Source organism: Actinomadura citrea (assembly GCF_013409045.1).
In the GTDB taxonomy this organism is placed as follows: domain Bacteria; phylum Actinomycetota; class Actinomycetes; order Streptosporangiales; family Streptosporangiaceae; genus Spirillospora; species Spirillospora citrea.
Window position 1 is genome coordinate 2279142 of record NZ_JACCBT010000001.1, and the last position, 11314, is coordinate 2290455.

Below are 11314 nucleotides of genomic sequence, written 5' to 3' on the forward strand. Positions count from 1 at the left end.
CGGCCCCTGCCAGGGGTGTTCGGGGGCACCCCCCGAACAAAGGATGCCGAGACCGGCCCAAGGGGGGTGCGCCCCCCTTGGGCTAGTCGGCGAGTGCGGTGGAGAGCGCCTCGACGTAGCGGAGGGCGGCCAGGCGGGCCAGGGCCGGGTGGGCGCCCAGGGGCGCGGAGTGGGCGGAGCCCACGGTGGCGGCGGCCGCTGCGATCAGCGCGGCCTCCGGCTCGGGCCCGATCAGGTGCGGGGCGACCGCGATGGACGCCGCGCCGGCCGCGCGCAGCTGCTCGTAGGCGGCCTTCACCGACGCCTCGTCGTTCAGCGAGGCGGTGAAGACGGGGGCCGCGAGCCGGGAGGCCAGGAGCACGCCGGTGACCTCGGCCTGCCGGACGGCCGCCGCGCCGCCCGGAGTGGCGACGATCACACCGGACGCGGCCGTCACCATCGTCATCAGCCTGATCCGGTCGGCGCGGGCGAGCCCCGCGTCGGCGAGCCGGTCGTGCAGCGCCTCGGCGATGAGCGGGTGCGGGCCGAGCGGCTCGGCGGCGACGGTGCGCACGGGCGAGGCCGCCACGGCGGCGCGCACGGCGGCGTCCAGCGCCGGGTCGGGCCCGGTGGACAGCGGCACCACCACGGCCGCGAGCTCGTCGCCCTGCTGCCGGATCCCGGCGAGCACGGCGTGCAGGCTCGCCTCGTCGCCCTCCAGGTGCGCGACGTGGGCAGGCTGCCCGGTGTGCTCCAGCTCGACGAGCCGGGCGAGTTCGGCGGCGAGGTCGGTGCCGACCCGCCGGGCGGGTCCGGGGACGGCGAGGACGAGCGTGGGGGATCCGGGGGGCAGCAGGAAGGATTCGTCGCCGCGGTGACGGCCGCCGCGGGGTGTGCGGCGCCGTCGCGACGGCAATGCCTCGGATGCCTGGCTTTCGGGACTCACGGCGGGCATCGTAACGCCCTCAGGCCCAGGAGCCGTCCTCCCGGCCCGGCCGTCGTCGTTGCCTGTAGGAATCGTGGATCTCCTTCCCGGACCGGTCGCGGCGCGAGCGGTGGTGAAGAAGCAGAGTATGGCGCATTGTCGCGGAGCGACAGGGGGAAATGGAGCAAATTGTCCGGATTTGCCGCTATCCTCTTGTGTCGGGTTCCACAAGATCGTCTTGCCTCCGCACATCGCCGCAGGTGGCAACGAATTGCGTCAATGCGGCCGAATGCCGTCAAAGGGGTTGCGGCGGCGTCGCAGGCGGCCTTTATGATCCAGGGGCCCTCCGTGCCGGAACGTTCGAGGTCACATGAAATCCCCCCGTAGGCGGTCGATCCGCTCGAAGGTCACCGCGCTGCTGCTCGTGCCGCTGCTCTCGCTGGTCGCGCTCTGGGGATACGCCGCGATCGTCACCGGCCGCGACGCGCTCGCCCAGCGCCGGTACCACACGCTCGACCGCGAGTTCGCGCCGAGCGGCCAGGGCGTCCTGGTCGAGCTGGGCAAGGAGCGGCTGGCCTCGGCGGTGTTCCTCAGCACCCCGCGCAAGGTCGCCGGCGGAACCTCCGCCGCCCTGCTGTCGCAGCGCTCGCGCCTCGACGCGGCCGTCGAGGACTTCCGCCGCAAGGCCACCTCCGGCGCCGCGCGCAGCGCCACCAACGCCGAGATGGAGTCCCGCGTCGGCGCGGTCCTGCGGGCGCTCGGCGGGCTCGGCGGGCTGCGCGCCGCGGTCGACGCCCGGTCCGTCGACCGGTTGGCCGCGGTCAACGGGTACGGCACGATGGTCGACAACATGCACCGGCTCTACGACAGCCTCGTGGCCATCGACGACTCCGCGCTCTACGACTGGACGCAGTCCACCCGGCACGCCGGCCGCGGCATGGAGCTGCTGCAGCGCGAGAACGCGCTGGTCGCCGGCGCGTTCATCACCAAGGGCCGGATGACGGCGGCCGAGCACCGGTTGTTCGTGGAGATGGTCGGCGAGCAGCGCTGGCAGTGGACCAAGCAGCGCTCGCTGCTCGACCCGGTGGTCTACCGGACCGGCACCGCGCAGGTCTTCGCGTCCCCGCAGTACCAGGCGTTCACGGCGATGGAGGACCGGGTCGCCGACGCCGATCCGCGCCGGCCGATCCCCGTCCAGCCCGGCGAGTGGCAGCGGACGGCGCAGCCGCTCGTGCTCTCGGTCAACGCGATGGTGCTCGGCAACTCCAGGCGCGCCGGGGAGCACGCCGACGACCTCGGCCGCGAGGCCTACCTCCGGCTCGCCGCCGTCGGCGGGCTCGGCCTGCTGGCCATCCTGCTGTCGGTGCTGCTGTCGCTGCGGTTCGCGCGCGGGTTCGTCCGCGAGCTGGTCGGGCTGCGCGGCTCGGCCGAGGAACTGGCCGAGCAGCGGCTTCCCGGCATCGTCGAGCGGCTCGGCCGCAACGAGAGCGTGGACGTCGCCGCGGAGGCCCCGCCCCTGCACGCCGGGCGCACCGCCGAGGTCGCCCGGCTCGCCGAGGCGTTCGCCAAGGTGCAGCGGACCGCCGTCGACGCCGCCGTCGGCCAGGCCGAGATGCGCGCGGGCGTCAGCCGCATCTTCCTCAACATCGCCCGCCGCAACCAGTCGCTCCTGCACCGCCAGCTGACGCTGCTGGACGGCCTGGAGAGCCGCGCCGAGGCCGACGACCTGGAAGACCTGTTCCGCATCGACCACCTCACCACCCGCATGCGGCGGCACGCCGAGAGCCTGATCATCCTGTCCGGCGCGACGCCGGGGCGCGGCTGGCGGCGGCCGGTGCGCTTCGCCGACGTGCTGCGCGCCGCCGTCTCGGAGATCGAGGACTACACCCGCGCGACCGTGCTGACCGACTCCGAGGACGGCCTGGTCGGCGCGGCCGTCGCCGACGTGGTGCACCTGCTGGCCGAGCTGATCGAGAACGCGGCGGTGTTCTCCCCGCCCAACACCGAGGTGCGGGTGATGGCCGAGCGCGTCGGCATCGGGTTCGCGGTCGAAGTCGAGGACCGCGGCCTCGGCGTGAAGCCGGAGCAGCTGGCCGAGGCCAACCGGCGGCTCGCCGAGCCGCCCGAGTACGACCTGGCCGACACCGACCAGCTCGGGCTGTTCGTCGTCGCGCGGCTGGCCGCCCGCCACGACATCTCCGTGACGCTCCAGCGGTCCCCGTACGGCGGCGTCACCGCGATCGTCCTGTTCCCGCACGAGCTGGTGGTGCCGGCCGAGGAGATGGCCGCCGGAGTGGCGCCGCCCGCGGACGCGCCGCACGACGAGACCGCTGCCCTGACCGGGACCGCCGTCGAGGGCGCCCCGGGGTGGGAGCCGACGATCATGGCCGCGCCGGTCCCCGAGGGGGTCGTTCCGCTCCGCGACTCCGGTGCCCCCGGGGAGCTCGCCGCCCTTCCCGCGGACGACCCGCACCAGGGGCGGCGGAACGCTCCAGGGCACCTGGAGGGCGCCGGCGGCCGGCTGGAGGCGCCGCCCGCGCTGCCCGCGCTCACCGGACCCGCCGCGCCGGCCGCGACTCCGGCGCCCGCCGAGGATCCGGCGCCCGCCGCGCCCGTGGCACCGTGGGGCGTCCCGGATGGGCCGGCGGCCGCCGCGCCCCCGCGTCCCGCCCCGAACCCCTGGTCGGACGACGCCCACACGCCGGCGGCCGAGGGCCCCGGCGGCGCCGTCCACGAGGACCCCGCCGAGGCCGCCGGTGAGGACTGGCAGCCCGCGGGGACCCACGCCGGGTTGCCCCGCCGCGTCAGGCAGAGGAACCTGGCCCCGCAACTGCGCAAGAGGCCCCCGTCGCCTCCGCCGACCGGCGGAACCGCGACCGGGGCCGTCGCACGCTCGCCCGAGGAGGCACGCTCGCTGATGGCATCGATACAGCAGGGATGGCGGCGCGGACGCGCGTCCGACGTTGGGGATGAGGGGACCCGATGATGCACAACACCGTGACCGGTGAGTTGAACTGGCTGCTCAACGACTTCGCCCAGCGGGTCACGATGGTGCGGCAGGCCGTGATCCTGTCGCGCGACGGGCTGGCCGTGGCCGCGTCCAACGAGCTCGCCCGCGAGGACGCCGAGCACCTGTCGGCGCTGGCGTCCGGCGTGCAGAGCCTCGCCCGCGGCGCCGGGCGGCACTTCGCGGGCGGCAACGTCCGGCAGACCATCATCGAGATGGACGCGCTGCTGCTGTTCGTGACGGCGGCCGGCGACGGCACCTGCCTGGCGGTGCTGGCCGAGGCGGAGGCCGACGCCGGACTCGTCGCCTACGAGATGGCGGTGCTGGTGAAGCGGGTCGGCCAGCACCTGCAGGCGAGCCCGAGGTTCGGGGCGGAGGCGGGCGGCCAGGGATTCGGAGGCGCCGGGGGGTCCGCGCCACGGGGCTTCTGACCGATGACCCCGCCGGGAGAGCGCTGGCTGGACCGCGACGCCGGACCGCTCGTACGCCCCTACGCGATGACCCGGGGACGGACCCGTCCCGAGGGCGCGGGCTTCGAGCTGATCGCGGTGGTCGCGGCCACCGGCGTTCCCCCGGGCGACCGGCTGCGCTACAGCCCCGACCACGCGCGGGTGCTGCGCGGCTGTACGCGGCCGGTGACGGTCGTCGACCTCGCGGCCGACCTCGGCCTGCCCATCGGCGTCGTGCGGGTGCTGCTCGGCGACCTGCGGGACAAGGGCCTGATCGCGGTGGTGGACGAGGCGCGCCCGGCCGAGGGCCGGCGGCCCCCGTCCGGGGTGCTGAGAGAGGTGCTCAATGGACTCCGCGCACTATGACCGGGCGCCGGGCGGGCCGGGCTTCGCGGCCCGGCCGCTCGTCACCACCAAGATCCTCATCGCGGGCGGGTTCGGCGCAGGCAAGACCACCCTGGTCGGCTCGGTCAGCGAGATCCGCCCGCTGCACACCGAGGAGCCCCTGACCGACCAGGGCTCCGGGGTCGACGACGTGGCCGGCGTCGCCGCGAAGGCGACGACGACCGTCGCCATGGACTTCGGCCGGATCACGCTGTCGGACCAGCTGCTGCTCTACCTGTTCGGCACCCCCGGTCAGGAGCGGTTCTGGTTCATGTGGGACGAGCTGGCGGCGGGCGCGATCGGCGCCGTCGTGCTCGCCGACACGCGCCGGCTGACCGGCAGCTTCCCGGCGATCGACTACTTCGAGCGCCGCGGCGTCCCGTTCGTGGTGGCCGTGAACTGCTTCGACGGCGAGCGGACGCACCGGCCGAGCGACATCGCCATCGCGCTCGACCTGGACCCCGGCGTCCCGGTGGTGCTGTGCGACGCGCGCCGGCGCGAGTCGTCCAAGGAGGTGCTCGTCGCGCTGATGGAGCACGTGCTGAGCTGGCCGGACGAAGAGGATGAGGCACCGGGCGGCCGGAAGGCCGATCATCGTGAACCCGCGACGTAGTAGGCTCCCGCACACCCCCGTACTCCACGCATCGGGAGGTTTCCCCGCATGTTCCGCCCCCCAATGCCGACCGCGACACACGTGAGCAGGGTCCGCCAGCCGTGACGGGCCCCCGTTTCTCCTCCATCCGGGCGAGGATCAGCCTGCTGGTCCTCGTGCCGCTGCTGGCCCTCGCCTCGCTGTGGGTGTTCCTCACGGGCTTCACCTACGGCGACGCGCACCAGCTGCTGCAGAGCCGTGACTTCCAGGAGAAGACCGTGCTGCCCACGCAGCACTTCATCGACGCGCTGCAGAAGGAGCGGCGGCTGACGATGGCAGAGCTCGGCGGCGCCCGCCCCGACCTCGGCGTCATGCGGACGCAGCGCCAGACCACCGACGACGCGGCCGAGAAGGTCCGCGAGGGCGCGCGTGACGAAGGCCTGCGGGGCTCGATCCTGCCCCTGGTCGTCGAACGGCTGGATTCGTTCGTGGAGCGGATCGACACGCTGCGCGGCGTCCGCCAGAGCGTGGACCAGCGCGTCGCCGACCGCGAGCGCGTGCTGCGCGGGTACAGCGACATCATCGACGCGGGCTTCGCCGTCTACAACGCGACCACGCCGGGGGACGGGTCCATCACCGCGCACGCCCGCACGCTCGCCTCGTTCGGCCGCGCCCGCGAGTTCATGGCGCGCGAGGACGCCCTGCTGACCGGCGCCCTGGCCGCCGGGCGCATCACCTCCGCCGAGCGCGGCCAGTTCGCGCAGCTCGTCGGGGCCCAGCGGATGCTGTACGCCGACAACGCGCCCAACCTTCCGCACGACGACCACGGACGCTACGAGCGGCTCGCGGCGTCGCCGCCGTTCGTCCAGCTGCGGGCGCTGGAGGACCAGGTCATCCGCGGCGCCGAACCACCCCGCGCCGCCGTGCGCAAGACCCGCGAGACGGGCGCCCAGCCCGCGGGCGCCGGCACCGGGCAGGCCGCCGCCCGCGCCCCGCACGCACCGGTCATCGAGCCCGCCATCTGGCGGTCCCTCGCCGACACCACCAACGGCCGGCTGTTCGAGCTGGAGAACGAGATCCTCGACGACGTCGCCGACCACGGGCAGCACATCGCGATCGGCGCCTTCACCCGCCTCGGCCTCGCCGGCGGCGTCGGCCTGCTCGCGATCGTGCTGTCGGCGCTGCTCGCGGTCCGGGTGTCGCGGCGGCTCCTCCAGGAGTGCCGCACGCTCGCCGCCGGCGTCGTGGACTTCACCCGCACGCGGCTGCCGCTGATGGCCGAGCAGGTCCGCGCCGGCGCCCCCGTCGAACCCGAGGCCGCGGCCGCGGCCGAGCTCGACTACCGCATCACCGAGATCCGGCAGATCGCCGAGTCGTTCGACCGCGCCCGCGAGGCCGTGCTCCTCGCCGCCGAGGGCGAGGTCGCGGCGCGGCGCGGCATCAGCGAGGTGTTCGTCAACCTCGCGCGCCGCAACCAGGCGCTGCTGCACCGGCAGCTCAGCCTGCTCGACACCATGGAGCGCCGCACCGAGGACCCTTCGGAGCTGTCGGACCTGTTCCGCCTCGACCACCTCGCGACCCGCATGCGCCGGCACGCCGAGGGCCTGGTCATCCTGGCCGGCAAGACCGCCGGGCGCGGCTGGCGCCGTCCCGTCCCGCTGGTGGACGTGGTGCGCGGCGCCGTCGCCGAGGTCGAGGACTACCCGCGCGTGCGGGTGCAGCCGCTGCCGCGGGTCTCGCTGCTCGGCTCCGCCGTCGCCGACGTCATCCACCTGCTCGCCGAGGTGGTGGAGAACGCCACCACGTTCTCGCCGCCGCAGTCGCCGGTGCGGGTCAGCGGCCACGGGGTCGCCAGCGGGTTCGCGATCGAGGTCGAGGACCGCGGCCTCGGGATGACCGAGGAGGCGCTGCGCCGGGCCAACGAGCGGCTCGCCCGTCCACCCGAGTTCGACCCCTCCGACAGCGCCCAGCTCGGGCTGTTCGTCGTCGCCCGGCTGGCCGAGCGACAGGAGATCACCGTCACGCTCCGCCCGTCCCCGTACGGGGGGACGACGGCGATCGCGCTGATCCCGAGCTCGCTCATCGTGGAGAGCGCCGAGCCGGAACCGGCCGCCGTGCGCCGCGCCACCGGGCCCATGCAGAAACTGCCGAGCCCCGCCGCGGCGCTCCCCGCGGCCGCCCAGCCCGGACGCGGCGAGTCCGGCGGCGTCGTCCGCCTCGTCGCCGAGGCCGAGCCGTACCGGCCCGAGCCGGCGCGCCCGGCCGAAGAGCCGGCGCCCGCGGCGCCCGTGCGGGCCGCGACGCCGCCCGCGCCCGCTCCGGTCGAGGCGCCGCCGGAGCCGGCCCCGCCCTCGCGGGAGGGTGAGCTGCCCCGGCGCAGGCGGCAGCAGCACCTGGCGCCCCAGCTCAAGGAACGGGTGGACGCGCACCTCGCCGCGCAGGGGCAGGCTCCGCCGCCCGCTCCGGAACCGGCCGCGCCCCCGGCGCCGCCCGCCCCGGAGCCGGCCGGCATGCCGCTCGCCGCGCCCGTCCCCATGGACGCTCCCGCGGACGAGACCGGCCGCGACGCGGCCGGGACCGTTCCCACGGGCGATGACCCGGACGACGGCGCCGCCCGCTCGCCCGAGTCGATGCGATCGATGATGTCGGCCATGCAGCGCGGCTGGCAGCGCGGCAGACAGGACGCGGCCGACGCGGAGGCCGCGGGCAACGAAGGTGACCAGGAGGACGACGCCCCATGACACAGCCCCAGCACTCCGGCGCGGAGGTCCCGGGCGGAGCCGGAGGTGAGCTCAACTGGCTCCTGGACAGCCTCGTCCAGCGGGTCGCCCCGGTGCAGAACGCCGTGGTGCTGTCCAGCGACGGGCTGCGGATCGCCGCGTCCAGCGGGCTGGCCCGCGAGGAGTCCGACCACCTGTCGGCCGTGGCGGCCAGCTTCCAGAGCCTCGCGCGCGGGGCCGGGGAGTCCTTCGGCGGGGGGCCCGTCCGGCAGACGATCGTGGAGATGGAGTCGTCGTTCCTCTTCGTCACCGCCGCCGGCCGGGGCGCCTGCCTCGCCGTCCTCGCCGACGCCGAGGCCGACCTCGGGATCATCGCCTACGAGATGGCGATGCTGGTCACCCGGGTCGGCCAGCACCTGTCGGCCAACCCGCGCGTCGCCGCGGCCGAGCCCGGCGGAGTGTGAGGTGGGCGGCACGGCCTGGTACGACGACGCGGCGGGCCCCGTCGTGCGCCCCTACGCGCTCACCCGAGGCCGGACGCACTACGACGGCGTCGAGTTCGACCTGGTCGCGCTGATCGTCGCGGCCGACCCGCCCGAGCCCGCGGAGGACGCCCACGCACTTCCGGCGACCCCATGGGCGCCGGAGCCGGAACATGACATGATCCTGGAGCTTTGCCGCACCCCGTTGTCGGTCGCCGAGATAGCGTCGGATCTGGAACTTCCCCTCGGGGTCGTCCGTGTCCTGCTCGGCGACCTGCTCGACCACTCGCTGATACAGGTCCGGCGCCCAGCGCCGGTGGCGCAGTTCCCCAGCGAGCGCGTACTCAAGGAAGTGATCGATGGAATCCGTGCGCTCTGACGCGGCCGCCCAGCAGGGCGACTCGGCGCTGACGGTAAAGATCCTCGTCGCCGGCGGTTTCGGCGTCGGCAAGACCACCCTGGTCAGCGCGGTCAGTGAGATCCGCCCGCTGCGCACCGAGGAGGCGCTGACCGAGAAGAGCATCGGGGTCGACGACACCACCGCCGTCGCGTCCAAGACCACCACGACCGTGGCGATGGACTTCGGGCGCATCACCCTGCCCAACGGCCTGGTGCTGTTCGTGTTCGGCACCCCCGGCCAGGACCGGTTCTGGTTCATGTGGGACGAACTGGCCAAGGGTGCTCTTGGGGCGGTCGTCCTCGTCGACACCCGCCGCCTCGCCGACTGCTTCGCCTCGGTCGACTACTTCGAACGCCGCGGCGTCCCGTTCATCATCGGGGTCAACCGCTTCGACGGCGCCGGGCAGCACTCGGCCGACCAGGTCCGCGACGCCCTCGACCTCGCCCCGGAGATCCCCGTGATCTCCTGCGACGTCCGCGACCGCGAGGACGCCAAACGCGTCCTCATCAGCCTCGTCGAACACATCATGCGAACCATGAGCACCGGTAGGCAGACTGTGTCTTATTAGCTTTTTCTCCTCCTTCGGGCCTGGCGGCCCTCCATCGTCGATAAAAGCGGGCGATCGCTGGCATCGCTTCGGCTCGCCTTGCGGCTCGCTGCGCGATCAGATTCTTGCTTCGCTCGAATCTGCCTTCGGACGCGATCGCGGGTGTTGGGGTTGTCGCGGGGTTGCGGTGTCGGCTGGGGTCGGCGTTGTGCTTGTGGCGGTGCCCTCCATCGTCGGGGACTGCGGGCGATCGCTGGCATCGCTTCGGCTCGCCTTGCGGCTCGCTTCGCGATCAGGTTCTCGCAAGCTCGAACCTGCCTTCGGACGCGATCGCGGTCCTGGAGGTTGTTGCGGGTTGCTGTGGTGGCTGAGGTCGGCGTGTAGGTGCGGTGCGGGCTGGTGTCGGGAGGGTCGGTCAGTGTCGTTTAGGTAGGCGTTTGGTGGGGTGCGGCCCCGTTCGGTGCGCTGGGCGTGCTGGGCGGGGTCGTTGCTTGTGGGCGGCTTTGTCTTCTGAGTGGGGAAAGTTTGGAGTTTTCGGGGGAAAGGTCTTCTCTTGGCGGCGAAAGCGGGTTACGGTCTCGGGCATGAGACCGGCGTCACACGGGGCCGGGTCTGATCCCGAGAGGACGGCGTGATGCGCATGTCGGCTCGCCCGCAGAACGTGCACCAGGCACGCCTGCTGCGGCTGCTGCGTGACGAGGGGCCGCGCTCGCGCGCCGAGCTGGGCGACGTCGTCCGGCTGTCGCGGTCCAAGCTGGCCGTCGAGCTGGACCGGCTCGTCGAGCTCGGCCTCGTGGAGGGGGCGGGACTGGCGGCCTCGCGGGGCGGGCGGCGGTCGGGGATCGTCCGGCTGTCGCCGCGGCTGCGGTTCGTCGCCTTCGACATCGGGGCGACCTCGATCGACGTGGCGGTGACCGACGGCGCGCTGGAGGTCCTCGGGCACGTCAGCGAGCGGTGCGACGTCCGGCAGGGCGCGACCGTGGTGCTGGAACGGGCGCTGGACCTGCTCGGCAAGCTGCGCGACGAGGGCCTGATCCCGCAGGTGCACGGGACGGGCATCGGGGTGCCCGGGCCGGTCAGCTTCCGCGACGGTATGCCGGTCGTCCCGCCGATCATGCCGGGCTGGGACCGGTTCCCGGTGCGGGACGCGATCGGCCAGGAGCTCGGCTGCCCGGTGCTCGTCGACAACGACGTGAACCTGATGGCCCTCGGCGAGCTGCACGCCGGGCTCGCCCGGTCGGTGGACGACTTCCTGCTCGTGAAGATCGGCACCGGGATCGGCTGCGGCATCGTGGTGGACGGCGCCATCTACCGCGGCGTGTCCGGCAGCGCCGGGGACATCGGCCACATCCGGGTCGACGACGACGGGCCGACCTGCGCCTGCGGCAACGCCGGGTGCCTGGAGGCGTTCTTCGGCGGCGCGGCGCTCGCGCGGGACGCCGAGGCGGCGGCGCGGTCCGGCCGCTCGCCCGCCCTCGCGGCCCTGCTGGAGGCCCACGGGGAGCTGGCGGCCGAGCACGTCGGCGAGGCCGCCGCGGCCGGCGACCCCTCCGCGGTGCAGATCATCCGGGAGGGCGGCCGGCACGTCGGCCAGGTCCTCGCCGGGCTGGTCAGCTTCTTCAACCCCGGCCTCGTCATCATCGCGGGCGGCGTCGCAGGCCTCGGCCACGCGCTGCTCGCCGAGATCCGCAGCGTCGTGTACCGGCGGTCCGCGCCGCTCGCGACCGGCAACCTCCCGATCGTGCTGTCCGAGCTCGCCGGCGCCGCCGGCGTGGTCGGCGGCGCCCGGCTCATCAGCGACCACGTCTTCTCCGCGTCCTGACCCCTCT

The 11314-nt window shown here is 74.2% G+C and carries 10 protein-coding genes; 9 read left to right on the forward strand and 1 reads right to left on the reverse strand.

Annotated elements, in window-relative coordinates; translation table 11 throughout:
- Positions 1 to 82: 82 nt before the first annotated feature.
- A complete protein-coding gene (locus BJ999_RS10755) occupies positions 83 to 925 on the reverse strand; it encodes a sirohydrochlorin chelatase (protein WP_179833169.1) in 843 nt (280 codons plus the stop codon).
- 349 nt (positions 926 to 1274) lie between these two features.
- Here BJ999_RS10755 and BJ999_RS10760 point away from each other — a divergent pair, with 349 nt between their 5' ends.
- The 9 genes from BJ999_RS10760 to BJ999_RS10800 all read left to right on the forward strand — a co-directional run bounded on the left by BJ999_RS10760 (position 1275) and on the right by BJ999_RS10800 (position 11307).
- Entirely contained in the window at positions 1275 to 3890 is a 2616-nt protein-coding gene (locus tag BJ999_RS10760; RefSeq protein WP_179833170.1) for a nitrate- and nitrite sensing domain-containing protein, read from the forward strand.
- Positions 3887 to 4342: a roadblock/LC7 domain-containing protein gene (locus tag BJ999_RS10765; RefSeq protein WP_425633546.1), complete on the forward strand. Its 456-nt coding sequence runs from the start codon at positions 3887 to 3889 to the stop codon at positions 4340 to 4342. The genes BJ999_RS10760 and BJ999_RS10765 overlap by 4 nt, the downstream gene beginning before the upstream one ends.
- A gap of 3 nt (positions 4343 to 4345) precedes the next feature.
- Positions 4346 to 4726 (forward strand): DUF742 domain-containing protein, encoded by a 381-nt coding sequence (locus BJ999_RS10770; RefSeq protein ID WP_179833171.1) that lies wholly within the window; start codon positions 4346 to 4348, stop codon positions 4724 to 4726.
- A complete protein-coding gene (locus tag BJ999_RS10775; RefSeq protein WP_179833172.1) occupies positions 4707 to 5357 on the forward strand; it encodes a GTP-binding protein in 651 nt (216 codons plus the stop codon). Before BJ999_RS10770 ends, BJ999_RS10775 begins: the two co-directional genes overlap by 20 nt.
- 101 nt (positions 5358 to 5458) lie before the next feature.
- Positions 5459 to 8077: a sensor histidine kinase gene (locus tag BJ999_RS10780; RefSeq protein ID WP_179833173.1), complete on the forward strand. Its 2619-nt coding sequence runs from the start codon at positions 5459 to 5461 to the stop codon at positions 8075 to 8077.
- On the forward strand, positions 8074 to 8520 hold the full coding sequence (locus tag BJ999_RS10785) for a roadblock/LC7 domain-containing protein (RefSeq protein WP_179833174.1): 447 nt from the start codon (positions 8074 to 8076) through the stop codon (positions 8518 to 8520). The genes BJ999_RS10780 and BJ999_RS10785 overlap by 4 nt, the downstream gene beginning before the upstream one ends.
- 1 nt (position 8521) lies before the next feature.
- On the forward strand, positions 8522 to 8917 hold the full coding sequence (locus BJ999_RS10790) for a DUF742 domain-containing protein (RefSeq protein WP_179833175.1): 396 nt from the start codon (positions 8522 to 8524) through the stop codon (positions 8915 to 8917).
- Positions 8898 to 9506, forward strand: coding sequence for a GTP-binding protein (locus tag BJ999_RS10795; RefSeq protein ID WP_179833176.1), 609 nt, complete (start codon positions 8898 to 8900; stop codon positions 9504 to 9506). Before BJ999_RS10790 ends, BJ999_RS10795 begins: the two co-directional genes overlap by 20 nt.
- Positions 9507 to 10119: 613 nt before the next feature.
- The gene (locus BJ999_RS10800) at positions 10120 to 11307 is read left to right on the forward strand and encodes an ROK family transcriptional regulator (protein ID WP_218935025.1); all 1188 of its coding nucleotides are present in this window, start codon (positions 10120 to 10122) and stop codon (positions 11305 to 11307) included.
- Positions 11308 to 11314: the final 7 nt, after the last annotated feature.